Below are 26,311 nucleotides of genomic sequence, written 5' to 3'. Positions count from 1 at the left end.
GTCAGCCAATGCCGCCCCGTGGGAACATCTCCTCAAAAAGACTTGCCAAACGTTTCTTTGCCACGTTAAAGTCCGGAACGCTTTTACATTCCGCAGCTAAAGAGGTCACTCCTTTATCTACCAATCCACATGGATGAATCAGGGAAAAATAAGACAGATCCGTCAAAATATTCAGGGCAAACCCATGCATGGTCACAAAACGGCTGCTTCTGACCCCTATGGCACAAATCTTGCGAGCTTTCGGGGTATCAGTATCAAACCACACCCCGGAAGCACCGGTCATACGTCCGCCTTTCAACCCGTAGAGTGATAGAAAGCGAATGATCGTTTCCTCTAAACGGTCAATGTATGCTTTCAATCCCAAACCGAACTGCTCCAGATCAAATACAGGATAGCCGGTAATCTGCCCCGGTCCATGGTACGTAATATCCCCTCCCCGATTCGTGTGATAAAAAGAGATGCCGTGCTGATTCAATCTCTCTTCGGAAACAAGCAAATTCGTCTCCTTGCCATGCTTCCCCAATGTAAAAACCGGTTCGTGTTCACAGAAAAAAAGTACATTCTCACCGCTTTCACCCTGCACTTTTCTCGTAATTAAGTTATTAAATGCATTTGTTTGAACGATCAAGGCCTTTTCGTACGAGATACGCCCCAAATCACAAAATGTAAATGAAGAGGAAGTCATTCGGTAAATACTCCGGCGGAGTCACGGTTCACGGTATCCGTAAGCTGAGGATATCTTGTTTCTTCTTGTCCTGCAATCTCTTCGGGCAAAGACGTTTTTTCCTGCTCCTGATCCGCCTTTTTTCTGTTCATCTCCTCCGCTTCGGCTTTCATCGGACGTCGATATCCCAACGGCACACTTTCAACTTTACGCATCAGGGACAAGATTTCGCTTTGCCGCTGTAACATATACGCGGACGGACTGCCCGGATTCCGTTTCCGCGGATTAGGTAATGAGGCTGCAATGAGCGCAGCCTCACCCCGTGTCAATTCGATGGCTGACTTGGAGAAATATGTTCTTGAAGCTGCTTCGATCCCATAAATCCCTTTCCCCATTTCAATTGAGTTAAGATAAACCTCCATGATACGCTCCTTTCCCCATATCAGTTCGATCAGCACCGTAAAATACGCTTCAAGTGCCTTCCGAAAATAGGTCTTGCCCGGCCACAGAAACACATTCTTGGCCGTCTGTTGTGAAATCGTACTGGCTCCTCGGCGGCGACGTCCTTTTTCGGCTTCGTCCATGGCCTTACGGATTTGTTCTCGGTCAAATCCGTGATGTGTCATAAAAAGATTATCCTCCGAAGCTATTACAGCCAAAGGTACGGACTGTGAAATTTTTTCGATCGGCACCCAGCGATGTTTACGTGAAGGAACCGCCTGTTCACTCGAACGAATGAACATCAGCGGCGTATAATAAACCGGTATCCATTTGTAGAGAACGACAAGCAGAATACTAAAAAAGAACAAGAAGAGCAGCGTATTCCTGCCCCAAACAAGCAAGTGTTTGACAACCTTCATCGCAGAAAGACGCCTACCGTAACCGATCGAGCGAACGCACCAATGCTTCGTCTGCCCCGATTTGGCGAATCGCCAAATAATTCAGGATCAAACTCACTAAGGGGAAAGCAACAGCAATCCGCATGCTGAAATGAAATGGCTGAGAAACAGTTGCAATTTCCCAGAGAGAAAAAGCAAACAGCGCGTAAAAACCAATCATCAGCAAGGTGTTGAAAATACAAAAGCGGATTTGCAAGATCCGTTTCTTATAGAGAAATATCGTGACGAGCGCAAGCAAAGAGATGATGGCTGACAATGCCATCAAATCCCATGTCGGATAAACCAGTTCGTGAGGAGGCTCGGGCATGCTCATCCCCGAAGCACCAAAAACATAAAACGTCTTCCCCGACTGAATAACGGCCAACGGCAGAAACACGACAGCCAAATTCAATGCAGCGACAATCAGCAGATAAACGGTTTGAATACGCTGAATCATCAAAAATTATCTTTTTCTCTTGCAGGATTCCTGTGATACACCTTATCCTCAGTATATTCCTGAGTAGCAATAAGCGTAGGTTTCGGCAATTTTTCGTAGTAACGGGAGATTTCGATCTGCTCGCGATTCTCGAACACTTCTTCCAGGTTGTCGTTAAACGATGCGAACTCCTGCAACTTCTTTTCCAAGTCCTGCTTCATCTCGGCAGCAATCTGATTCGAACGTTTAGCGATAACCATCACCGTTTCGTACACATTATCTTCATTACCGTGACATAATTTGATCATGTCGCGAGTAATGGTCGTCGTCGGAGCGTTTGTCTTGCGATAATCCATCATTTTATCTTATCAAAGTCGATTTAAATTAATAACTTGTCGTAATTTGAGAGTTGGCATAGTCGAAAAACTTCTGTACCTGCTTCATATACTTTCCTTCCGGAAATTCATTCTTATAATTATAATACTCATCGACCACGTCGCGGTAACGACCTTGCAAACGGTCTTCCACACTGACAACAGCCAATTCGTATTTCGATCTGATTTTGAGAAATATCAAATCCTCCCGATATTTGGAGTAGGGATAGTCACGCAAAGCGTTATCAGCTGTGATCACACACGAACGATAGTTATTCCCCATATACGTCCCCAAATCGTAATATAACTGTGCAGCAAGCAGTTCTTTATATGCAAGTTTTTCCTGCAGTTCGAACAGAATTTCCTGTGCCTGTTTGGCACGCTCGCTCTGTGGGTAATACTCCATATAGAGTTGCATCTGTGAGATCGCTTCATACGTTTGCGACTGATCAAGGCGCGGATCAGGCGAGTCAAGATATAACCCGTATCCCGAATAGAAGCGTGATAGCTCTGCAAACTCTCCTTTCGGATAGGTGTTATAATATGTCTTAAAATATTCGGAAGCGGTCTGATAATCTTTTTGTCCGTAGTAGGTCTGTGCCAAGAGATACAATGACTCTTCAGCATAAGTAGACCCTTTAAATATCGGTACGACCTCTTCGAGCAGAGTAGCTGCCTTAGCGTATTTCTTTTCGTTGAAATATTTCTTGGCATACGAATACTTCAACTCATAGTCCGTACTTTTCAGCAGTTTATTGTACTCTCCGCACGAGGCGCACAACAAACCTGTTATCATTAGATAGATAATCTTTTTCATCTTCCTGCATTTGGCTTGCAAAGATAATGCTTCTCCCCGAAACTTTCCTCTTCTCGAACGTTAATATTTACAACTCATACAAGTCACTCATAGACGTCAGTTCCGATTCGCGCTCCATTAAGGCTCGGGCACATTCTTCAAGATTATCCGGACGAACAATCACATACCCTGAACGGCCTTCCGAAAAGGCATACATATATTCAATAAAAATTCCGGCTTGTGTAATGATATCCATCACACGTCCAAGTGCACCCGGTTGATTCGGACAACGGAGTTGAAAAACATCCACCTCCGTGACTGCATACTTATGACGGCGAAGTATGTCAAGCGCCCGATCCGTTTCATCCACAATCAGGCGCAAAATGCCGAAGTCCGCATTCTCGGAAACGGAAAACGCCGTCATATTAACTCCTTCCTGCCCCAATAATTGGGCAACTTGTGTAAAACGCCCCTGTTTGTTTTCCAGAAAAACAGATAATTGCCTGATTAACATACTAATTTTTATTTGGGTTCGACTATCATTCGTTGGGTTCTCAAAAAATCACTGATCAAAAATTTCCGGACAAAAAAATCTCAATCCCTTTCCGTATGGATTCCAATCCAAAATCACTTGTTTTCAATTTGCTTCGCGGTATCCAAAGCAATTCCGATACATCATCGCACGCAATTGGCACAGACGAAGCAGGTACCTCACAGCGGAAAAACAGATCGGTCGTATGTACCCAAAATCCGGAGTAGAGGTAACGGTTGGGCAATGAGAATAAATAGATCGTACGCATTACGTCCAATCCTGTTTCTTCATGTACCTCACGCATAACACCTTCTTCGGCCGTCTCGGAACAATCACAAAATCCTCCCGGAAGATCGAAAGTGCCGCATGCCGGTTCTTGTGCACGCCGACAAACCAATAACTCATCACGCTCATTCAAAATGAGGGCTGCCGTCGATGCCGCAGAATTATAATAATACACAAAGCCGCAACCTTCACAACGCTTCGATTTACCATCGTGTATAACGAAGCCTGATGTCCCGCATTGGGGGCAATATTGAAAATCTTCCAATGGATGAACATTCATTTCCGTCATTTTGGGGTACAAACTTACAAAAATTTTCTCTTACCCGATAAGTTTTGCAGAGATTTACTCCATGAAACTTATGAAACAAGTTGAAATGCCTTTAAAACAGACGAAAATAGAAAAAACAAAACAAACAGTACAAACCCACAGCCGACAAAATAAAGTTAAAATACAACCAAAATAAATTGATATCATCAAATAAATATTAAAAAATCAAAGAAGGAAATCTTTTTTACACTTTTTATTTGGCAATACAAAGGAAGACTCCGTATATTTACGAAAAAAAAATGTGTAAAAACATGCGATCTAAGTCACCACAAGAAAGCACTATATACACGCTTTTTGCAGATAGAAGGCGTGCAGGTATGATTGACATAGGTCTCTCATCCTTATTCCATGTATCATGCATCAATCAAGGACCATAGTATAATAAAAAATATGAATCTAAAACCGACCAAACCAATGAAAAAGTATGTATTTATTATCATTTGCCTTTTGATGTGCTTATGCCACATCAAAGCACAGGAAACAGAGAAAGATTCCAAATTCAAACTGTCTTTTTCCGAACGGGTCCGCCTGACGACCATTGACAAAGCCATTACATTGGACAAAGACAAAGATGTCTTAACATTCACACGATGGCGAACTTACCTGGGTGCGGAATACACTCCGAATACGCATTTAGGGATGAAACTTGAATTGGGCAATGAGGCCCGTATCTGGATGTCTCCTTCATCCAGGAAAACAACACTGGACGAAATCTTTGTCAACCAGTTATATATTAATTATCAAAACGTTGCCAACTTACCGCTTGATATTCGTCTCGGACGGCAAAACATCATGCTGGACGAAGGGTTTATCTGTATCGACGGTAATCCGTTGGTGGGTTCACGTTCAAATTACTTTAATGCGCTAAAAACGGTCTATCGCTTCAATGATCGGAATAAACTCACGGCATTTTTCACCTATAACACCAGAAAGGAAGAATTTCTTCCCATTCTCCACGAGAAAGATCCGTATCAGCCTCTGGAAGAACAAACAAACAGTGGATTAGGAGTACACCACCATGCGAAGATCAAGCAGCTTGACTGGTCAACTTATTATTTTTATAAGAATTATCTCAAGTATGATGCACTGCCGGAAGCTCATACTCATACGGTAGGTACCAGATTATCTTTGCCGTTTCTGAATGGTTTCTCTTTCACCACAGAATTTGCTTACCAGTTAGGGAAAGTTGATCGGTTCAACAGACAATCTTACGGAGGATATTCCCGTTTAGATTATAAATTAGGAGGATCTGTTCCTCTGCTTGACTGTATATCGGCTGGCGCATTCTATCTGAGTGGCGACGACCCCAAGACAGAGAAAATAGAAGGATGGGATCCCCTCTGGAGTCGTTGGCCGAAATGGAGTGAATCGTACGTGTATACGCTGATCGCTGAAAATAAAGGGAAAGCAGGCTATTGGTCGAATATCAATGCAATTAATCTCGGCTTTGGCGCTACACTCGCCTCGAATGTAAAGTTTAATGCCGACTATTTGCATTTATCAGCACCCCAACCTAACGAAACGGCTTTTTGTTCGGGCGGAGGAAAAACACGAGGCAATTTATTCATCATGAAACTCAGTTACCAGATTCATAAGAATTGGACAGGACATTTCCTTTTCGAACACTTTACTCCCGGAAATTTTTATTTCAATGGTGCCGACCCATATAACTGGGCTCGATTTGAGTTGAAGTACACATTATAATTCAATTAAATTAGTTGTTTCGATAATAAAAAAAAAATTACGTGGTTATGAAAGTAGGATTATTTATTCCCTGTTATGTCAATGCCGTCTATCCGCACATCGGCATCGCGTGTTACAAACTGCTTACAAGTCTTGGGATAGACGTTGATTATCCTCTCGGGCAAACCTGCTGCGGACAGCCGATGGCAAATGCGGGATTTGAAGGAGATGCGTTGAAGTTAGCCAAGCGCTTCGAGCAATTGTTCAAAAACTATACCTATGTCGTAGGTCCTTCGGCCAGTTGCGTGGCTTTCGTCAAAGAAAACCATTCCCGTATTCTCTCCGAGCACGGTGAACACGTCTGCGAAACGAGCAAACACATCTACGATATTACGGAATTTCTTCACGATGTAGTAAAGCCTGAACATTTTGCCTCTCATTTTCCGCATAAGGTCAGTTTGCACAACAGCTGTCACGGCGTACGAGAACTTCACCTCTCTTCCGCATCGGAGTTGACCGTTCCCTATTACAACAAGATTCGCGCTCTACTCGAGAAAGTGCCGGGCGTTACAGTCGTAGAGCCCGAACGCGTGGACGAATGTTGCGGCTTCGGTGGAATGTTTGCAGTCGAAGAGTCCGAAGTATCGGCCTGTATGGGACGCGACAAAGTAAAAGATCACATGGCTACCGGAGCCGAATATATTACCGGGGCCGACAGCTCCTGTCTGATGCATATGGGAGGTGTTATCGAGCGAGAGCACTATCCGATCCGTACAATCCATTATTTAGAAATTTTATCCGCACAATTATGAGTACTACACACGCCAAGGCAGCCGGTGCCTTTTTATCCGACAAAGTGAATGCCGAATGGCATGACAAAACATTATACATGGTACGTACGAAACGCGACCGCCTCTCACATGCGATACCCGAATGGGAAGATCTCAGACATGCCGTACGCGATCTTAAACTCTACAGCAACTCACATCTGCCGGAGCTGATCGAGGAATTCGAAAAGAAGGCGACGGCCAACGGTTGTCATGTACATTATGCCAAAGACGCCGAAGAATATCGCTCGATCATCGAAGGGATTCTCCGTGACCATGGTGCACGCAAGTTAGTAAAGAGTAAATCGATGCTTTCGGAAGAATGTCACCTGAATCCATACCTGATCGAAAAAGGGTACGAAGTCATCGAAAGCGATTTGGGAGAACGGATTCTTCAGCTTCTCAATGCCCATCCGAGCCATATCGTCATGCCCGCCATCCACCTAAAACGTGAGATTGTCGGTAAGTTGTTTGAAGAAAAATTAGGCAGCGAAAAAGACAATTTCGATCCCACCTATCTGACCCGTCAGGCGCGCAGAGCTCTTCGTCAAGACTTCCTGAACGCCGATGCCGGTATGACCGGAGGCAATTTTGCCGTAGCCTCGACAGGCGAAGTGGTCGTTTGTACGAACGAAGGAAATGCCGATATGGGAATGTCGTGCCAGAAGCTCAATATCTGCGCGTTCGGGATTGACAAGATCATCCCCGACCTCGAATCGCTGGGTATCTTCACGCGTCTGCTTGCACGTTCGGCAACGGGACAACCCATCACGACATATACCTCGCATTTCGGACGACCCCATACGGGAGGCGAACAACATTTTATCATCGTGGATAACGGACGCAGCAAGATTTTGGGTATGCCTCAACATCGCAAAAGCATGAATTGCATCCGCTGCGGAGCATGTATGAATACTTGCCCGGTATACCGTCGGAGCGGAGGATATTCCTATTCGTATTTTATTCCCGGCCCGATCGGCATCAATCTCGGTATGCTTCATGACCCGCAGAAACACAGCGGAAACGTCTCTGCCTGCTCACTATGCCTTTCATGTTCAAACGTTTGTCCTGCCATGGTAGACCTCGGCGAACAGATATACGTATGGCGTCAGAAGTTGGACGGATTCGGACAAGCCAATTCACAGAAGAAGATGATGAGTAAAGGGATGCAATTCCTGATGGAACGCCCGTCTCTGTTCCACTCTGCTCTGAAAATGGCTCCCATCGCCAATAAACTGCCGCGCTTTTTCCTGTACAACGGGTTGAACGCATGGGGCAAAGAAAGAGAAATGCCGTGCTTTGCCAAACAGTCGTTCGAAGCGTGGTGGAAACAGAATCATCAAAAGAAAAATACGAAACAAGAATCGAAATGAACAGCAAAGATTTTATCATTCATCGTTTGAAGGAAAACATTAAGGAGTCTTTTCCGCGTCCCGAAGTGAACATTTCACATGTTGTTTACCCTGATAAGCTCAAACAGTTTATGGAGATTTCGGCCGGAGTAGGCGGTCGTGCCGAAGTGCTCGGCGAAGGCGAATCGATTGACGATGCCGTGCGGCGTTTGTTCCCTGATGCAGGGCGTATCGCATGCAATCTTCCGGAAGTCACTTGCGCCACGTATAACCCCGACGATATCGATACGCCGGCTGAATTGAACGGCACCGATCTCGTCATCTGCCGCGGTATTTTCGGTGTGTGTGAAAATGCAGCCGTATATTTTGAACAGGAATACTTGCAACGCGGCATCTATTTCATTTCCGAATCCCTGCTGATGCTTCTTCCGAAAGACCAACTGGTCGATACCATGCACGATGCTTACCAACGTGTACCCAACGAACATCCCAGAGAATTCAGGGGCTTTATGTCCGGTCCTTCCAAGACGGCCGACATCGAACAGGCACTCGTTATGGGAGCACACGGCCCGCGTCAGGTTACAGTACTGCTTATATGATTACAATTCATTTATTTACAAATCCAATTAAATAAACATGTCATGAACATTTTATTATCTGTTTTCCCGATCCTGCTCTTGTTCGTACTGATGCTTGGTGTGAAGATGGCCGGGCACAAAAGCGCCTTCTTTACCCTTGTCGCAACATTGCTGATCGCGTGGCTTGCTGCTCCTATTCTCGGATTTACACCTGAGAATTATACTCAGGACGGGGTGTTGTGGGCTTTTGTGGAAGGCCTTCTGAAAGCGACTTTCCCGATCTTGATCATCATTCTGATGGCTATTTACAGCTACAACACGCTGCTTGAAAGCGGAGAGATCGAGATCATTAAAAAGCAGTTCACCTCGCTCACGAATGACCGTGGAATCATCGTGCTTCTGCTCGTATGGGGTTTCGGAGGTCTGTTGGAAGGAATGGCAGGATTCGGAACAGCCGTTGCAATCCCCGCTGCCATCTTGATCAGCTTGGGATTCAAACCGGGGTTCAGCGCATTGATATCGCTGATTGCCAACAGTGTGCCGACAGGGTTCGGTGCGGTAGGTGTGCCGGTGATTACGCTGGCCAACGAGGTCGCCCCTTCGGGCAGTGCGACGCCTGAAGCCATTTGCGACATAGCCTCGAAAGTGGTCATACAACTATCGCCTTTGATGCTCCTTATTCCGTTCGTGATCCTTACACTCACCGACAGCTCGCCCAAAAAGATTCTCAAACACATCTTGCTATCCTTATGGGTAGGCGGTATTTCGCTGATCGTGCAATATATCTGCGCACGATATTTAGGCGCAGAAACACCGGCCATCCTCGGAAGCGTGGCAGCCATTTTAGCCATTGTCGTTTATGCACGTCTTTTTGCCGGAGGACACGAACCTGCCGCAGTTTCGGCAAGCGAAGAACCTATTACCTTGTCGCGGGCTTTACGGGCATGGAGCGTCTACGGTTTCATTCTGTTTTTTATTGTCATCAGCGGACCTTTGGTGAAGCCGATCAATGAGTTTCTCCGGACACACCTTGTCAGTCATGTGCATCTGCCCATCTATGCCGAAGGCAAATATTTTTCGTTCGGATGGATATCCAATGCCGGATTGATGCTTTTCCTCGGTACGTTTATCGGCGGAATGATTCAAGGCGTTTCGGCAAAGAAACTGTTTGTAGTTTTAGCCCGTACCGTGAAAAATCTGAATAAGACCGTGATTACGATCATGAGCCTCGTTTCCATCGCATCGGTAATGAACTATGCGGGCATGATCGGAGTGATTGCTTCGGCGCTTGTTTCCGCTACGGGGGCTTACTATCCGTTGTTTGTTCCGCTGATTGGAGCCATCGGTACGTTTGTTACGGGCAGCGACACATCGTCGAACATTCTGTTTGGCAAGCTGCAAGCCAATGTAGCTTCTCAATTGTCGTATTCCGATCCTAACTGGTTAGTCGCCGCCAATACGGCAGGAGCAACCGGCGGAAAAATCATTTCACCGCAAAGTATTGCTATCGCAACGGCCTCGTGCAATATGCCTGGACGTGACGGAGAGATCCTTCGCAGTGCTCTGCCGTATGCCATCGGCTATATTATCCTGGCCGGACTGATGGTTTATTTTGCTTGTTGAACGAAAGGATTTTTTCTATTAAAGAAATTTTTCTCTAATTAGGGGATGTTTCTTCAGAAAAAAGTATTTACTTTGCAGCAGCATGGTATTTTGTATTAAATAAAACTATCTAATAAACGAGATAAAAGAGATTGGTTTTCATTGCTATTCGATCGAAAATGCAGCGAAAACCTATCTAATAATAAGATAAAAGAGCAAACCAAATTATAAAAACGAATCTCATTCAAAAAAAAACGATTAATCATGAAGCAGAAACTTTTAATCAGAGACTTAACATTGAGAGACGGACAACAGTCAGCTTTCGCAACACGTATGAACCAGTCGCAGGTCGACAGAGTGTTGCCTTACTACAAAGATGCCAATTTCTATGCCATGGAGGTATGGGGAGGAGCCGTACCCGACTCGGTCATGCGATATTTGGGAGAGAACCCGTGGGACAGACTTGAAAAAATTAAAGCCTCCGTTGGTAACGCCTCGAAGCTGACAGCCTTGTCACGCGGACGCAATCTTTACGGTTATGCACCCTATCCCGACGAAATCATCGACGGATTCTTCCGTAACGCGGTAGCTTCCGGGTTGGACGTGATGCGTATCTTCGACGCTCTGAACGACGTAGATAACGTAAAATCGAGTGTTAAATCCATTAAAAAATATGGCGGCATGGCCGATTGCGCCGTGTGTTACACCGTAGACCCCAAGTATGACGATGTGTCGAAGGCCGAAACAAAAAAAGGAGGCTTTTTCAGCGGTCTTTTCGGGAAGAAAGAAGTTGAAGCCCCCAAGCATGAGTTAGTGTTCACCGATGCATACTTTGTGAACAAGGCGAAAGAGATGCTGGCTCTCGGCGCCGATATGATCACGATCAAAGATATGAGCGGCCTTATTCCGCCTTCGCGCGTGGCCACGCTGATCCCGCTGTTCAAAAAACACCTGAATGTTCCAATCGATTTCCATACACACTGTACACCCGGATTTGGTTTGGGCGCAGTTCTGACAGCGATCTATCACGGTGTCGATATTGTGGATACGAATATCTGGAATTTTGCAGGTGGACCGGCTGCCCCCGCTATCGAGCTGATCTACCTCTTCTGTAAGAAACTCGACGTCGAACTCGATGTAAACATGGAAGCTGTGGCAAAGATCAATCAGGAATTGCTAGGTATCCGCAAAGAACTCGACGCGTTCGATGCCGTAAAACAATTCCCGAAACCGTTTAACCCACTGACCGATACGCTTCCGGCAGAAATCGACCGTGAATTTGACAAAGCCATCGAAGCTGTACGCCACAACGACGAACCAGCCTTGCTGGCGGCTTGTCATGCCATCGAAGCTTACTTCAACTTCCCGAAACCGAATAATTTAGTGAAGGATGCCGAAATCCCCGGCGGAATGTACACGAACATGGTGGCACAGCTCAAACAGTTCAACTCCCTCGACCTGCTCGAAGAAGCTATGAAGCTGATTCCGAGCGTACGCCTCGACGCCGGTCTGCCGCCGCTCGTTACCCCCACCAGTCAGATTGTAGGAGCGCAAGCTGTCGTATCGGCTTTAAACATCAAGAACGGCCGGCCGAAATATGCCAACCCGTCCAATCAGTTCATTGCACTGGTGAAAGGGGAATACGGAAAAACTCCCGTTCCGGTCGATCCCACATTCCGCGAACAAATCACCGGCTCTCCGGTAGAAACGCCGTACGATACGTCGAACTATAAACGTCAGGACAATCCCGTACTCGAAGAGTTCGGAGGCGTGCAATTGGCCAAAGACGAAAAAGACAGTTTGTTGATGGAGTTGTTCCCTGCCGTAGCCAGCGGATTCCTCCGCAAAAAACGCGAAGAAGAATTCAATGCTCAGGCTAAACAGGCAACCCCTGCCGAGGAAGCGAAAAGCGAGACAAAGCAAGAAGCCGCACCGACAACCGAAAAAACAGTCAAAGGACACATCATGGAATGCCCGATGCCGGGAAGCATCATGCGAATCATGGTCAAAGAAGGAGACGTGGTGAAAAAGAATGACAGTCTGCTTATCCTCGAATCAATGAAGATGGAGAACGACATCACTTCCGACTATAACGGAACGGTACTTCGCATCTACGTGAAACAAGGCGACGCTATACAAGCCGGCGCCCCCATGATTGAAATCGGATAAAAGCAGATGCCTGCAGCACACTATTTATCGATTAAATGATAAAAGCGGGAGAACCAATTAAAAGGTTCATCCCGTTTTTTTTTCATTTCTCCCCAATAAATCCGCCCCTTCTATGGGGAATGTGATAGAGCAAAACTGTCACATTTTATGATCTATGAATATACTTACTTTGTGCCATGCACAAAGATAACATTCTTCACTTCAATCGACTGAAAATTAATCTATAAGAGATTATACATTAATAGTATCCCTCAAAGATAATTCTAATTGTGCCACGAGCATGCGTTTAAGACAGAAAATCCATGCAGGCCTTGACATTTCCTTTTCACGCGAAGCTCTTTCGGGGACTGCTCCGTGTTTTTTTATCTACGCACAATTCAACACAAACCCCAATTATTACGATGCCAGTAAAAAGACAAGCAGATACAAACGACCTATTATCAAGGATTTTATCAAATCTAATTTGTTAATTTTATCTAAAGACACCTCTTTTACAAAACATTTTGCTTTCTTTTCGCGTCTTATCGTTGTATAATTGATAAAAACATAACAATGAAAAAAATGAATGGGATGTTGGCGATGGCATGTATCGCCGCAATGATTGCCTGCGATAGCGGGAAGCGTGTAACGGCCGAGAAACTGATCGGTCGCTGGAAGATTGTGGAAGTAAACGGCAAAGCTGTAAAGGCAGAAAGAGCCTTCTTTAAATTCGTAAAGGAAGGCAACACCCTCCGTCTGCACGGAAATGCAGGGTGCAACCTGATGAATACGGAAACGGAATTTGATGCGAAGCAACCTTCCTCCTTGTCGTTTTCCGAACCGCGCGTAACAATAATGGACTGTCCTGATCTGGAAACGGAAAGCAAAATATTGGATGCTTTTGAAAAAGTAACGCAAGTAAAACCGGGACAATCGGAAAAGCAACTGCATCTTGCCGATAAAAACGGGAAAAGCATGTTGACCCTTGAGAAGGCAGCCCCATGAGGCCGCCTTTTCTATTTTTTTAAGAATATCACGTTTCGTTTTTCAACAAAATTATCCATAAATACTCTATCGAAAATTCGATCCATCTTCACTGACGACAGACAATTCACTTTCAATTTTTTTTTTGCATACTTCGGGAGATATGCCTTCATATCCCAAGTTCATGAACAGTCTATAACGACCAACCATTCCAAAAATGAAACTTTTTTTACATTTTGTTCAAACAATAAATCCGTACTTTTACGCCGTATTTTAAACATAAACATCAATAAATGAAAAATTATAGATCATTCAACCTTATTGCAATCATTCTATTCGTTTTAAGTATCTTCGGATGTTCCGATAAAAAAGAAAACATACCGGTATCGGTAACCTTGTCGGCCAACAAAACAACCATCAAAGCCAACGGGAAAGATTCTTTGACTTTTACCGTCAAAGTCGATGGAAAAGAAACGGTTGAAGGTGTGGTTATCGTGCCTTCATCATCGACCTCGACCGAAGGACTTAATCAGTTCAACTTTGCCACGTCAAAAACCGGCACCTATTCTTTTTACGCTCTATATGATGGACAAAAGTCGAACGAGATCACTGTCACAGCCACACAAGTTGTCATTAAGTTGATAACCGATAAGGCGAACCTCAAACCGAACGGCACGGACATCATTCGGTTTACCGTGAAAGCCGACGATGAAGATGTAACTTCATTGGCAGTCATTACACTGAAAGGAGAGAACGAAACGAAGCTCGAGAGCCATAGCTTTTCGACCGAGAAGTCCGGGATTTATACTTTTTACGCAACATACAACGGAGAACAGTCGGAAAAAATAACGATCCGATCGGCAACGGAAGCCGTTACGTTGACACTGAGCAAAAGCGAAATCAAAGCCAACGGCTCGGAGGAAACGGTTTTCACGGTTTTCGCAGACGGGAAAGATGTGACCGGGAAAGCCGTGATCATGCAAAAAGGATCGCTTGACACGGTTTACGACGGAAAAACATTTAAAACGACCGAACCCGAAACATATACCTTCTATGCCGTTTACGACAATGTAAAATCGAATGAGGTTTCTCTTAAAGCAACCTATGTGCCGCTGTCTTTCATCAAACAGTTTTGTATCATACAATTTGCATCGGCCGCCTGCAACACGTGCCCCATCATGACGCAAGCGATCAACGATGTAAGGAAACAACGACCCAACCGAATCGTCCCCATTGTATTGCACGTACAGAACCGCTGTATCAACTATGAAACACTCTATGGCGTACTTGGCAAAACAGCTGATATGCTTTGCCCCTCGTGGCCATCTTCACTGGTCGATCTCAACCAAAAGGTGAATATTTATCCGACGAGTACCCCCCAAAAATTGATCTCGGCAATCGATTACATGAATGCTTTCTGTCCTTCACAAACCGGTATTGCTATGGAGTCAAAAGTAACGGATGGAACGATTCAGTTCACAGCCAATATTCTGACAAACAAAACCGATCGTTATCATTTCTATGCGTTCGTTGTCGAAGACGGGATCGTATATGGTCAAATGATTACCCATGAGGAGGTAGACCTCAACTATGTACATAATCATGTGGCCACATATAAACTCTCCGATGACGACCCAAGAACAGGCATTGATTGGGGAGAAATCAGAACAGGAAAGAAAGCCTCCCGCACGTTTACGATCGATACGAAGCCGATCAAACTGAAACGAACCGTGAACCTGAATAATTGTCGGATTGTAGCGTATACACTGCGAACCGTCAATGGGGTACATTGTATTGACAATGTCACATCGTGTCCGGTAAACGGAACGGTAGATTATAAATTAAATGAATCCTCGCATATTTACCTAAAATGAATCTCTTTGCAAAAAAATAAGGCAATGACACTGATCGATTTTCTATCTCAATTCCAGATGAGGAAAGTTGCAAACAAAAGTTCAAGGTATATCGTGACTGAGTTGGTGTGGTTTGTCCCAAATGTGGTGGTAGTTCTCATTTCTCAAGCCATACCTAAAGAGAGAAGGTGAGGGAAGTCTTGCCCCAGGTTCATATTGCCATCAGCAATGCCAGGCGAAAGTTAATAAATGTATTTCATGACATCAAACCCAAATTCCTGCAGAATTATCTTGATGAATTCTGTTATAAGTTCAATTGAAGATATTTGGGAGAAGCACTCTTTGGAAAATTGCCAGTAACTTACGTAACCTATAAAAATGAGTTTGGGTATAAATACGAATAATCATTTATAAAAAAACAAAAAAAATCCTCATCTCGATTAGTTATACTATATAGTTAGTTTTTCGGAATAAGGATACTGAACTTCGTAGCGGTCAGCAGGGCAGCAAGCCCTAAGCAGACTATTATCAATAGAGCGTTGATGTATTTCACTTTTGGTTTGGTATCAGCACTCTCCCCCATCAGGAAATATTCTTTGAAAAACAGATACAGTCCCGGAATAGTGATACCTACCAACATAAAGTCTTCGGGTATTTGATACCGATATATTTCCGATAGTCCAAGCAATGACCAATGGAAGAGCAACAACACCATAAATATATTCACCTTACGTGTAAAAAGGAGTAACAATCCTATGGTAAACACTACTACCGAACAGGGCATCACAGGCGAGATTATGGTAGGGAAAGTGAGCCCGCGTGCCAACGAAATGGCAGGATAGACGAAAGGCATTGCCAGCAAAATCCACGCAACTGTATCGTACTTATAAGTACGCTCGAAGACGGTGTATCCTGTTATTATGTCCCATATCCATATTGCTGCCATAAGAACCCAGAACATCGCCATCACATCGTTGTAGTCTCGCTCCTCGCAGCAGACGAAATAATATACAACGGCAATCCACAGGTATAGTGCAGTCAGATATATCTTCATCGCCTCCTTAATCCATCGTCGGGGCTTACGTACAAGCAATACGGTCAGCACCAGTCCTGTAATGACAATAAATATCTGAGGCAGCCAGGTAGAAGAGTTGTAGTATGCGATAGTTTTCCAGAATATTTCCATAGTTCAGTGACGTGTTAATGAAAAAGCCCTGCTCGGAAACAGGAACATCGGGAAAGTCGCTCCTACTGCCAACATAAAAATAACGGTACATACTATCGTTGTATTCGAAAAGAACATTCCCATATATTTGTCCAATTTATCGGGAACATTCACCGTTTGTAGACACATTATCAGCGAAAACACCATATTGTAGGCAAATTTGCCGGGAATCATCGGCAGCAGTGCAGGAATATATAGTACTGTCATAGGGCAGTAAACTTTCTTACCGAGCCACAGGCTGCCGAAACCTATCGTTAAGGCTGCTACCAGCGAAGAGGTCGCAATGTCTATTCCCAGATAGGTCATCAGGCAGAAGCGACAGGCGTGTCCTACGGCTGCCAGTAGTGCTATCGCTTTGAATGCCCTCAGAGGTGGGTCAGATATTGCACCGAACCCGATACCTGCTATGGCGGCAAAGAACCCGTCGGAAAGTATATCTATTGCTATCATTTCTTTAAATCAAACTGTTTTTTACCAACAATAAAGTGAACGAAAGCCCTATGGCGATGTTTATAATAAGTAATGCTGCTTCTGTCAGGCGGGCAAATCCCGTCAGTACATAACCCTCGACAATGTCTATTACTCCATTGATGAGCGGAACTCCCGGCACCAGATACAGTACGCTTGTGGCTAACGCTATCTCTGAGGTAGTATCGAATATCAATGAAGTAGATGCACATAGCGAAGAAACAAAAGCCGATACGATGAATATGATATAATGATTTATCTTTTTCTTCTGCATTTGCTGTTTGAGGAAAAAACCTGTAATCGTAGCCGAAAAAACGATTCCCATCGAAATAGTGTCTCCTCCAAAAAGCTTGCAGAATGATGCATTGGCAAAACCCACCAAGAGTAATACAAAAAGCGGATGTATCATCGGAGAGGAAACAATTTTACGATATTTTGCCATTATCTCTTCGAGAGACAGATGTTTGTCCAACGCCTCCCAGCTCAGTGCACTCAGTTCCGAATTGTACTCGAAACTGATGTGGTGTGCGGGTATATCGATTACTTCGTTGTTTGTCTCGAGTGTCTCTTTATTGCTGACGGTAATGATTATATTTTTGTGTAGAACACTCATTTTTACCTCTGTACCCAGAGCTTCGCCTATTCGCTTAGAGTTGCGTACCACACGCGAAGTGTGTACGCCCGCTGCCATCAGGTGAGATGAATATTCGACGATAAACTTACTTATAGCCGTCAATGACTCGTTCGTATCCATACCGAATAAAATATTTTGCCCGCAAAATTATAAAAACTTATGTTTATACAAAAAAATAATTCGTAATCATCTATATGTCATAAATTTGTATACAATATTCATTTTCTGAATAAAATTGTTTACTTTAGAATGACTTTGCCCAAACCATTCGCAATGTGCAAATAGAGCGAGAATATACACCTGTTTTCCTCCGATGGGCAACCTTGTGAAATCACGGAATTGATATCCGTTTTTCACCCATTGGGCTTTCCCGTATTGGGGACAACACTTTTCCGGTTTCTTGGTTACATGTAAAATAATCCTCTTACTTTTGTACTCATCACAATGACACTTGAGGGTATAAAGTCCCCAACCATGGTATAGAAAGCTGCTGTTCATACTCTCGTACATTTATTGGTATAATTTTCAATTATACGAAGAAACAGCAGCTTCCTTTCTGTTTTGGATGAACTTTATCACTCCATTTTCTCCGGATGAACCGAAAAACTTATAGAGCGGATCAAATGGAATCTTCTTCGACAAGATTATTCATCAGTGCGTACATCGCAAGTCCGGCAACAGATTTGATGTTTGTTTTACGAGTGATGTTTTTACGATGAGAGATGACCGTATGTACGGAGATGTGAAGCCGGTCTGCGATTTCTTTGCTCATCAACCCTTTAGCAACCAGAACGAGGACGTCTGTTTCTCGCTTCGTAAGTTCGTAGTTCATTGCATCCATCGGAAGTTTATGGGTGGATGCTGAGGTTTGAGCTTCGGTAAGTATTTCGGGAATACGTTCTCGTGCTTCCCTGATTTCGAGAATACCGTGAAAAGACTGTAGGACTGAGCTATCGATATATTGGTAGACAAGGGCGACGATCGTCATCCTGGGATAATCTTGCAAAAGACTGAAAACGGCTGGCCTCTTGGAATAAGGAAGCATGGTAGGATTAATCAGGAGGATATCAGGTCGAGCTGCGACGAGACGTTCCCTGAAATCGTCCATATCTTCGAGGGGAGGAAGTATTTCAAATTCGGAAAATTCTTTGAGAATCCGCATAAGCCCTTCGATTACGATGGCTGCGGGCTCGACAATCAGTATTTTTTCTTTGCGGCTCATTTCTTTTTTCTCTCGAGCATTTCTACATAGGGTACAAGAATCTTATCTTCAATCAGGGCATGTTTATTAAGATCGGTCGAAAGTTGAAAAATGTCAAAGACAAGTTCGATCGATTCTTTGGGTGAAGCGTTTGCGGGCAGATATTTGAAAATGATTTGAGTTAAATCATTTAATTTATCTTCGATGTTGCTATGCGCTTCGGCAAAATCGCGAATACGGTAAGAGTCATGGACCTCGCCGGACAAGAGCGCCTGAATATGCGGAAATACGGTCTGCTCTTCGTATTTGAAATGTTCTCCAACCTCGCTTTTGTAATCGTTAAAGAATCGCTTGAGCACCTCTCCATATTTGGGGTTTACTTTATCGATAACATTTAAAAGATGACATTCGATATGGGGCAGATGTTCGTACATGTAATAACGATGCGAAGCCAGAAGATAAGGAACAAGCAAGCGCATGTCAGTCGATTCGATCATTTTCCGTTTAGGAAGATATGAATCAAAGGCATAAACGTTGCACACAAGCAAAAAAAAGTCTGCCGATACATCGTTCATGAGGCATATTTCCTTTACACTTTTATCCCCGAATCCAAGAGGAATGCCAAAACGCGGCAACATAAGTATGAGACTATGATTAACCGAGATGAGATCGGCCAATTTCATTTTTTCCGAGAACAGCAATTTCTCCATAGATTTTTTCTTTTTTTGATGACAAAGGTAATTGTTTTTATCACAAAACCGGTCATTTTTTCTCCCTATTTATGGGGATATAATCTGATAAATCACCATAAAAGGGGATATCGTGAAGCCATTTGGATTAGCAGGTTCTGTTGAACGGGATTGAGGGAAGATGAGAAGAGGCTATCTGTGCACAACACACAAAGACAGCCTCTTCCCAAAAGAAAACCCTACATCTGCAACTTAAATCTTACCGACGAGATCAATGCTGGGTTTAAGTGTAGATGCACCTTTTTTCCATTTTGCCGGACATACTTCCCCGTCATTTTCAGCAACAAATTGAGCCGCTTCAACTTTGCGAAGCAATTCGTCTGCATTGCGTCCGATGCCGGTATCGTGAATTTCAGCGACCTTCACCTTACCCTCGGGATTTACAACAAACGTTCCACGATAAGCCATTCCGGACTCTTCAATCATCACGCCGAAAGCGCGCGAGAGCAATCCTGTCGGGTCGGAAAGCATCGGATACTTGATTTGGCGAATACTCTCGGAAGCGTCATGCCATGCTTTATGGACAAAGTGCGTATCGGTACTCACGGAATAAATCTCTACACCCATCGCTTTGAATTGATCGTAATTCTCGGCCATGTCAACCAGCTCCGTAGGACAAACAAACGTAAAGTCGGCCGGATAGAAGAAGAAGACAGCCCATTTACCTTCAATATCCTTGTTCGATACGGTTTTAAACTCTCCATTGTGAAATGCCTGAACTTTAAATTCAGGAATTTGCGAATTAATAATCGGTTCCATAATTTAATGAATTTGTTTTTTTATATAATACCAAATTGAAATCATTACAATTTCGACACAAAGATACGTATTTTTCTTTTCCCGTGCAACTTCCGTCCGGGAATATTTTTCGACGTCTCCATCTTCATTCATAGAGTTTTCTTTATTTCACACATTGACCATGCTTCTTGAAAACCTATCCGGACAAACAAGGCTATCCGTTCGATCTTCGACCTTCGGACAGCCCTGCTCCTGCTCTTATTCGTTTGATCAGATGATTGTTTATCCGTTCATCGAGGCCAAAAATTCCATATTATCAAGGGTATTTTCCATCTGTTTCTTCACAAATTCCATAGCTTCGATCGAGTTCATATCCGATAGGTATTTACGCAATACCCACATTCGGTTGATGGTGTTATCACTCTGCAACAAATCATCGCGGCGCGTGCTTGAGGCAATGATATCGACAGCGGGATATACTCGTTTATTCGAAAGTTTCCGGTCTAACTGCAACTCCATGTTTCCCGTACCTTTAAATTCTTCAAAAATCACATCGTCCATCTTCGATCCTGTGTCGGTCAATGCTGTAGCCAGAATGGTAAGACTGCCTCCGTTTTCGATGTTTCGGGCTGCACCGAAGAAACGTTTCGGTTTTTGTAATGCATTGGCATCCACTCCTCCCGAAAGCACTTTTCCGGAAGCCGGTTGGACGGTGTTATAGGCGCGTGCCAAACGGGTGATGGAGTCGAGAAGAATAACCACGTCATGCCCGCATTCCACCATTCGTTTAGCTTTATTAAGTACGATATCGGCAATTTTTACGTGGCGTTCAGCCGGTTCGTCGAATGTAGAAGCGATCACTTCGGCGTCGACACTGCGCGCCATATCGGTTACTTCTTCGGGGCGTTCGTCGATCAGCAGGATAATCATATACACTTCAGGGTGATTGGCTGCAATTGCATTCGCAATGTCTTTCAACAGCATCGTCTTACCCGTTTTCGGCTGGGCAACGATCAAACCGCGCTGTCCCTTACCGATCGGAGAGAAGAGATCGACCACTCGCACTGCAATATGATCAAACACTTTCGGCGATCGACGGGCAGTCAGCATGAATTTTTCATCCGGGAACAACGGGGTCAAATGATCGAAAGGCACACGGTCACGCACTTCTTCGGGTAAGCGTCCGTTGATTTTGTCGACTTTCACCAGCGGGAAATACTTCTCCCCTTCTCGGGGCGGACGGATAGGGCCTTCGACGATGTCTCCCGTTTTCAATCCGAAAAGTTTGATTTGGGATTGCGATACATAAATATCGTCCGGCGAAGTCAGGTAATTATAGTCCGACGAGCGCAAGAATCCGTATCCGTCTTGAATGATTTCCAATACCCCTGTTCCTGTCAGGATTCCATCGAAATCGTACGCCGGCACATTATTGGCCGGAACATTGCGTTGGTTGGGATTGTTATTATTCGTCCGATTATTATATTGCGGCTTGTTCTTCCCCTCGTTCGGTTGTTTTTCGCGTTGAGGAGTAGGTGGTTGCATCGGCAACACTTGATCGAGCACCGAAGGAGTATCGTTCGCATGTTTAAATATCAGCCTCCTGGGACTTTCTTCCGGTTGCGATTCCGTCTTTTCTCTGCGAGCCGGATCGTCTGTTTTCACGACCGTTCCGGTTAGGGCTCCGGTTTCGACCGAAGTTGCAGAAGTCGTTTCAACCGGTTTCGTTACATGCTCGTTCACCGTTTCGGCAAGCGGCAACACTTCCGGAATAGGTTTTACCGTTGGAGATGATACGTTCTGTGTCGAATCATTTGTTTCTTGCGGCTTCTCTTCTATCCTCTGAATCTTTCTGGGACGTCCCGGTCTCCGACGAGGCTTTTCAGCGAGGTCGGTCGCTTCGACTTTAGGAGGAACAGGAGGGGGGACAATGGGGTTCTTACGCGGTCGTCCCGGTCTTCGCTTTACTTTTTCTGTTTGCGTGCTGTTATCGGAATCCGTTGGAGGAACAGCTTTCTCAGTAACCCGGTTTTTACGTGCAGTAGCCTGTTTAGCTTTCTGCTCCGATTTACGAGCTTCTTTTTCCTTTTCTTTTTCCATTTGGATACCGGCTAATGAAACAGCCTGCTCGTCAAGGATTTTGTAGATCAAATCCTGCTTTTCAAGGGATTTCATCTTTTTAATTCCCAAATCGCTTGCGATCTGTTGCAATTCGGGAAGTTCTTTTTCCGTGAGTTCAAGAATATTATATTTCTGCATACGATATAAATAGAGCAAATGAGTTTCGGTATTCCGGAAAGTCGATCATCCTGTGATGAACAAGATACCCTCCATACCTTCTTTGCTTTTGTTAATAATCAGTCAAAATTTATGTAGTCCGGATTGTTTGTCTTTTCCCCGAGAGAGAGATTATTCGTTTTTACCCTACTAACGGTTGAAGACGCTGCAAATATAGCGTTTTTTTTTATGAACGACAAATTTTTTACTCAAAAACAGTTGCAATCAACACATTTTTGGTAGTGCTCCCAACACGGTAACGATGATCCGTACGTCTGCCGACAATCCATACAATATTTTCTCCGGAGCAAAGCAACCACGTCTGTTCTTTTTGCAAGCGACTGAATTTATGGTCGGAAAAGTAGTCACTTAGTTTTTGGCGTCCTTTCATCCCGAAAGGAATGAACCAGTCTCCCCGACGCCATGTGCGTAAAGTCAACGGAAGGGTCAATTTATCGCAGTCGAAGGTGGCTACGCAAGGATGCTTATGAATAATAAACGAAGGATCGACGGCCCGTACTTCCGTTCGGAGGTTGATGGGAGTATGGAGTATGCCGTCGACTTCGACCGGATATATCGTTTCGTCTCGGTTGTGCTTTTGGGATAAGATCAGGTGTTCCCTGTCTTTCAAAATCTGATAATCGGTTTCGGGAGCAAAGAATGTTTTGCCCGGTTCACCGCATAGACTGTTGAAGATCGTCTGTGTCAATTCACGTGTAAATCCGTAAGGTTTAATCAGTTCATAAAGAACAGTGGGGGGCGCTTCCGACTGTAGCAGACGGCTGATAGAGATGCGCTCCCGATCGTCGAGCAGGCTGGCGCGTTTTTTTTCGATGTCAGACCGGTATATCATTTCAACATCAGACAAATGTTGGCTGGTTCGCAAGATCGCTTTCCGCACGGACGGGTTGATTTTTTCCATCAGAGGAAGGAGGCGGAGACGAATAACGTTACGGGTATATGCATCTGAAAGGTTCGTGCTGTCCTGCCGGTACGTTATTTTTTGCTGTTCTAACCATATTTCGATGGTAGATCGGCTGACGGCCATCAGCGGCCGGACGACGTATCCGTTTTTCGGTCGGATGCCGTGCAGTCCGCCGATACCGGTGCCCCGAATCAGGTTCATGAGTACGGTTTCAATGCTGTCGTCTTGATGATGGGCAACCGCAATAGCCTGAGCATGGTAAGTTGTGCGAAGCGTCTCGAACCATCGGTAGCGCAACTCTCGTGCAGCCATCTCGATAGAGATTTTGTGAGTATTAGCATATCCTACCGTGTCGAAATCTTTCTTTTCGAATGGGATTTGGAGCGATTCTCCAATCTGACGGGCAAAGGCTTCATCGCGATCCGCTTCTGCTCCGCGCAGATGAAAGTTACAATGGGCTGCGATGCATGGGTAGTTCAGTCGGTTCAATACATGAATCAGAGCCACGGAGTCCGCTCCTCCGCTGAGCCCCACGATGATCTGAACATCAGGCTGGAGCAGATTGTGCCGTTCGATGTATTTGCGGATGGTTCGGAGCATATTGGGAGAATAAAAAAGCAGAGATACGGACAAGCATCCCGATATCCCTGCTGAAAACAATTTCCAAATATATAATTAAGACTTATTCTCTTCGGCCAACACCGGATCGATCATGATACGGCCACAGTACTCGCAAACGATAATTTTTTTGCGTAGCTTGATGTCCATTTGTTTCTGAGGCGGAATTTTATTGAAGCAACCTCCACATGCATCACGTTCGATACCAACAACAGCCAGACCGTTTCGCGCTCCTTTGCGGATACGTCGAAAAGCAGTCAACAAACGGGATTCGATCGTTTCTTCCAATTTTTTGGCTCTGTCGCGGAGCTTCTCTTCCTCCTGACGCGTCTCGGATATGATTTCCTCCAACTCGCTTTTCTTCATATCCAAATCCCCTTTTCGCCCTTCGAGTATTTCTTTACATTGCTTGACTTCCTGCTTCTTGACATCAACCGCAGCGTTCAATTCCCGGATTTTTTTCTCTGCAAATTCTATCTCCAACCCTTGATACTCCACTTCTTTCGAGAGGTTATCAAACTCACGGTTGTTACGCACATGATCCAATTGTGATTTATATTTTTCCATCAGTTCTTTCGACTCGGAAATCTTATTTTTATATGCAATCACATTCGTCTTATTCGTTTCAATATCGGTCTGATAGTTTTGAAGCCGCGTTTCCAGTCCGGCTATCTCGTCTTCCAAATCCTGCACTTCTAACGGCAACTCTCCACGCAACGTCTTGATCTTATCGATTTCCGTCATGATGGTTTGCAACTGATAGAGCGAACATAACCGTTCTTCTATCGTATATTCTTTATCTTCGTTATCGGCCTTACCCTTTGCAACCGGAGTCGAAGTTCCCTCTTCCATGATTATTCCTTCTGTTCGGGCAACGGTGGGGTGCGCTTTCGTTTTCTTTACTTCCGGAGCGGCTTTCTTTTTTCCTGTCTTTTCCTTCTCCGTTGCAACAACGGAGGACTTTTTCGTTGTTTCTTTCTTCTTTGCAGGCGCCTTTTTAGCCGCTGTTCCTTTCTTTTTTACCGTTTCTTCTTTCTTTGTCGCCATGTGCTCTATTTCTATATATAATTTACGGGATTCGAATTTATTGTCGAAAATTGTACGGCAAAGGTAGGAAATTTTTTTGATATGATATCACGGAAGATATGTTTTGTGCATCTCTCGCTTTCATAGTGTCCGATGACAGCCAGCAGGATGCGGTCTTCCACATCAAAAAAATCATTGTATTTTGCTTCGCCGGTAATAAAGAGCTCTGCACCGGCAGCGATCGCTTCGGGTATGAGGAAAGCTCCGCTTCCTCCGCACAACGCGACCTTGCGGATTTTTCTTCCCGTAAGGTGCGAATGACGGAGAGAGTGCAGTTCCAGTGTCTCTTTGATGCGTTGTAAAAACATCCGTTCGTCTTCTTCTTCAGGCAACGAGCCGACGATGCCTGATCCGGCCTGCTGCCATTCGTTTTCGAGCGAATAAAAGTCGAAGGCCGGTTCTTCGTAAGGATGGGTGGCGAACAATGCACGAAGCACCCTGCTTTTAAGATATTTGGGCAGGATGGTCTCGATGCGAATTTCCGGTTCCCGATGGAGCGTACCGACACTTCCGACAAAAGGCTGACACCCTTCCGAAGCGCGAAAACTCCCTTCGCCCCGGATGTTGAAGCTGCAAGCATCGTAAGCACCGATATGGCCGGCCCCGGCCTCGAAGAGCGCCGTGCGCACGGCTTCGGCTTGAGCTTCGGGCACGAATGTGGCCAGCTTCAGCAGGATGCCTTGTTGCGGGTTGAGGATGCGAACGTTTTGCAAGCCAAGGTATTCAGCCAGCTTGAAGTTTACTCCGTCTGTTGCATTATCCAGATTCGTATGAGCAGCATAAATGACCAGATCGTTCTTGCACGCTTTCATGATGCAACGCTGTACATAGTTTGCTCCCGTCAGCGACTTGAGGGGCTTAAACACAAGCGGATGGTGTGCAATGATCAGATTACATCCGAGTTCGACAGCTTCATCGATCACCGCTTCGGTCATATCCAGACAGAGAAGTGCGCCTTGTGCCGGCTGATTGACATCACCCACCTGAACGCCTGAATTGTCGAACGATTCCTGCAACCACAGCGGCGCATGACGTTCGATTTCTTGCAAGATATCTCTGATACGTAACAT

Annotated in this window: 25 protein-coding genes and 1 pseudogene; 9 read left to right on the top strand and 17 right to left on the bottom strand. The window is 44.7% G+C overall.

Going from position 1 to position 26,311, the window contains the following annotated elements:
* Window position 1: 1 nt before the first annotated feature.
* The 7 genes from lipB to BFO_RS11180 all read right to left on the bottom strand — a co-directional run bounded on the left by lipB (window position 2) and on the right by BFO_RS11180 (window position 4,245).
* Window positions 2-685: a lipoyl(octanoyl) transferase LipB gene (lipB, locus tag BFO_RS11210; RefSeq protein WP_014225852.1), complete on the bottom strand. Its 684-nt coding sequence runs from the start codon at window positions 683-685 to the stop codon at window positions 2-4.
* On the bottom strand, window positions 682-1,524 hold the full coding sequence (gene mtgA, locus BFO_RS11205; RefSeq protein WP_014225851.1) for a monofunctional biosynthetic peptidoglycan transglycosylase: 843 nt from the start codon (window positions 1,522-1,524) through the stop codon (window positions 682-684). Before mtgA ends, lipB begins: the two co-directional genes overlap by 4 nt.
* A 13-nt stretch (window positions 1,525-1,537) precedes the next feature.
* Window positions 1,538-1,999, bottom strand: a complete 462-nt coding sequence (locus tag BFO_RS11200; protein ID WP_014225850.1) for a DUF4293 domain-containing protein — start codon at window positions 1,997-1,999, stop codon at window positions 1,538-1,540.
* Window positions 1,999-2,334 (bottom strand): DNA-directed RNA polymerase subunit omega, encoded by a 336-nt coding sequence (locus BFO_RS11195; RefSeq protein WP_041591334.1) that lies wholly within the window; start codon window positions 2,332-2,334, stop codon window positions 1,999-2,001. The genes BFO_RS11200 and BFO_RS11195 overlap by 1 nt, the downstream gene beginning before the upstream one ends.
* Window positions 2,335-2,362: 28 nt before the next feature.
* Window positions 2,363-3,169: an outer membrane protein assembly factor BamD gene (locus tag BFO_RS11190; RefSeq protein ID WP_041590894.1), complete on the bottom strand. Its 807-nt coding sequence runs from the start codon at window positions 3,167-3,169 to the stop codon at window positions 2,363-2,365.
* 67 nt (window positions 3,170-3,236) lie between these two features.
* The gene (locus BFO_RS11185; RefSeq protein ID WP_014225847.1) at window positions 3,237-3,662 is read right to left on the bottom strand and encodes an amino acid-binding protein; all 426 of its coding nucleotides are present in this window, start codon (window positions 3,660-3,662) and stop codon (window positions 3,237-3,239) included.
* Between the two features lie 55 nt (window positions 3,663-3,717).
* Window positions 3,718-4,245 carry an NUDIX domain-containing protein gene (locus BFO_RS11180; protein WP_041591333.1) on the bottom strand — a complete coding sequence of 176 codons (528 nt, stop codon included), beginning with the start codon at window positions 4,243-4,245 and terminating at the stop codon, window positions 3,718-3,720.
* A 462-nt stretch (window positions 4,246-4,707) separates the two neighbouring features.
* Here BFO_RS11180 and BFO_RS11175 point away from each other — a divergent pair, with 462 nt between their 5' ends.
* From BFO_RS11175 to BFO_RS15145, 9 genes and pseudogenes are all read left to right on the top strand, one after another.
* Window positions 4,708-5,997 carry an alginate export family protein gene (locus BFO_RS11175; protein WP_014225844.1) on the top strand — a complete coding sequence of 430 codons (1,290 nt, stop codon included), beginning with the start codon at window positions 4,708-4,710 and terminating at the stop codon, window positions 5,995-5,997.
* Between the two features lie 47 nt (window positions 5,998-6,044).
* Window positions 6,045-6,788 carry a (Fe-S)-binding protein gene (locus BFO_RS11170; protein ID WP_014225843.1) on the top strand — a complete coding sequence of 248 codons (744 nt, stop codon included), beginning with the start codon at window positions 6,045-6,047 and terminating at the stop codon, window positions 6,786-6,788.
* The gene (locus tag BFO_RS11165; RefSeq protein WP_014225842.1) at window positions 6,785-8,176 is read left to right on the top strand and encodes a lactate utilization protein B; all 1,392 of its coding nucleotides are present in this window, start codon (window positions 6,785-6,787) and stop codon (window positions 8,174-8,176) included. Before BFO_RS11170 ends, BFO_RS11165 begins: the two co-directional genes overlap by 4 nt.
* The gene (locus tag BFO_RS11160; RefSeq protein ID WP_014225841.1) at window positions 8,173-8,754 is read left to right on the top strand and encodes a LutC/YkgG family protein; all 582 of its coding nucleotides are present in this window, start codon (window positions 8,173-8,175) and stop codon (window positions 8,752-8,754) included. The genes BFO_RS11165 and BFO_RS11160 overlap by 4 nt, the downstream gene beginning before the upstream one ends.
* 42 nt (window positions 8,755-8,796) lie before the next feature.
* Window positions 8,797-10,356 (top strand): L-lactate permease, encoded by a 1,560-nt coding sequence (locus BFO_RS11155; protein ID WP_014225840.1) that lies wholly within the window; start codon window positions 8,797-8,799, stop codon window positions 10,354-10,356.
* 243 nt (window positions 10,357-10,599) lie between these two features.
* Window positions 10,600-12,504, top strand: coding sequence for a biotin/lipoyl-containing protein (locus BFO_RS11150; RefSeq protein ID WP_014225839.1), 1,905 nt, complete (start codon window positions 10,600-10,602; stop codon window positions 12,502-12,504).
* Between the two features lie 552 nt (window positions 12,505-13,056).
* Window positions 13,057-13,488, top strand: coding sequence for an META domain-containing protein (locus BFO_RS11145; protein WP_014225838.1), 432 nt, complete (start codon window positions 13,057-13,059; stop codon window positions 13,486-13,488).
* 272 nt (window positions 13,489-13,760) lie between these two features.
* On the top strand, window positions 13,761-15,341 hold the full coding sequence (locus BFO_RS11140; protein WP_014225836.1) for an Omp28-related outer membrane protein: 1,581 nt from the start codon (window positions 13,761-13,763) through the stop codon (window positions 15,339-15,341).
* A 158-nt stretch (window positions 15,342-15,499) separates the two neighbouring features.
* Window positions 15,500-15,724 (top strand): annotated as a pseudogene (locus BFO_RS15145) (transposase); the annotation flags it as partial.
* A gap of 53 nt (window positions 15,725-15,777) precedes the next feature.
* Here BFO_RS15145 and BFO_RS11135 read toward each other — a convergent pair.
* The 10 genes from BFO_RS11135 to BFO_RS11085 all read right to left on the bottom strand — a co-directional run bounded on the left by BFO_RS11135 (window position 15,778) and on the right by BFO_RS11085 (window position 26,311).
* Window positions 15,778-16,506 carry a DUF6064 family protein gene (locus BFO_RS11135; RefSeq protein ID WP_014225834.1) on the bottom strand — a complete coding sequence of 243 codons (729 nt, stop codon included), beginning with the start codon at window positions 16,504-16,506 and terminating at the stop codon, window positions 15,778-15,780.
* A 3-nt stretch (window positions 16,507-16,509) separates the two neighbouring features.
* Window positions 16,510-16,995 carry a threonine/serine exporter family protein gene (locus BFO_RS11130; RefSeq protein WP_014225833.1) on the bottom strand — a complete coding sequence of 162 codons (486 nt, stop codon included), beginning with the start codon at window positions 16,993-16,995 and terminating at the stop codon, window positions 16,510-16,512.
* 4 nt (window positions 16,996-16,999) lie between these two features.
* Window positions 17,000-17,767, bottom strand: coding sequence for a threonine/serine exporter family protein (locus tag BFO_RS11125; RefSeq protein ID WP_014225832.1), 768 nt, complete (start codon window positions 17,765-17,767; stop codon window positions 17,000-17,002).
* A 499-nt stretch (window positions 17,768-18,266) separates the two neighbouring features.
* Complete coding sequence (locus tag BFO_RS11115) at window positions 18,267-18,869, bottom strand: response regulator transcription factor (protein WP_014225829.1); 603 nt, start codon at window positions 18,867-18,869, stop codon at window positions 18,267-18,269.
* Complete coding sequence (locus BFO_RS11110) at window positions 18,866-19,558, bottom strand: hemerythrin domain-containing protein (RefSeq protein WP_014225828.1); 693 nt, start codon at window positions 19,556-19,558, stop codon at window positions 18,866-18,868. The genes BFO_RS11115 and BFO_RS11110 overlap by 4 nt, the downstream gene beginning before the upstream one ends.
* 231 nt (window positions 19,559-19,789) lie before the next feature.
* On the bottom strand, window positions 19,790-20,356 hold the full coding sequence (gene ahpC / locus BFO_RS11105) for an alkyl hydroperoxide reductase subunit C (protein WP_014225827.1): 567 nt from the start codon (window positions 20,354-20,356) through the stop codon (window positions 19,790-19,792).
* A gap of 261 nt (window positions 20,357-20,617) precedes the next feature.
* Complete coding sequence (rho, locus tag BFO_RS11100) at window positions 20,618-22,594, bottom strand: transcription termination factor Rho (RefSeq protein ID WP_041590892.1); 1,977 nt, start codon at window positions 22,592-22,594, stop codon at window positions 20,618-20,620.
* A gap of 223 nt (window positions 22,595-22,817) precedes the next feature.
* On the bottom strand, window positions 22,818-24,137 hold the full coding sequence (gene tilS / locus BFO_RS11095) for a tRNA lysidine(34) synthetase TilS (RefSeq protein WP_041590891.1): 1,320 nt from the start codon (window positions 24,135-24,137) through the stop codon (window positions 22,818-22,820).
* A gap of 75 nt (window positions 24,138-24,212) precedes the next feature.
* Entirely contained in the window at window positions 24,213-25,007 is a 795-nt protein-coding gene (locus BFO_RS11090; RefSeq protein ID WP_041591332.1) for a zinc ribbon domain-containing protein, read from the bottom strand.
* 206 nt (window positions 25,008-25,213) lie between these two features.
* Complete coding sequence (locus BFO_RS11085; protein ID WP_014225822.1) at window positions 25,214-26,311, bottom strand: Nif3-like dinuclear metal center hexameric protein; 1,098 nt, start codon at window positions 26,309-26,311, stop codon at window positions 25,214-25,216.

It is taken from the genome of Tannerella forsythia 92A2 (assembly GCF_000238215.1).
GTDB classification, from domain to species: Bacteria; Bacteroidota; Bacteroidia; order Bacteroidales; family Tannerellaceae; genus Tannerella; species Tannerella forsythia.
Note: the sequence above shows the minus strand (reverse complement) of the source record. Positions and strands in the feature narration are given on the sequence as shown.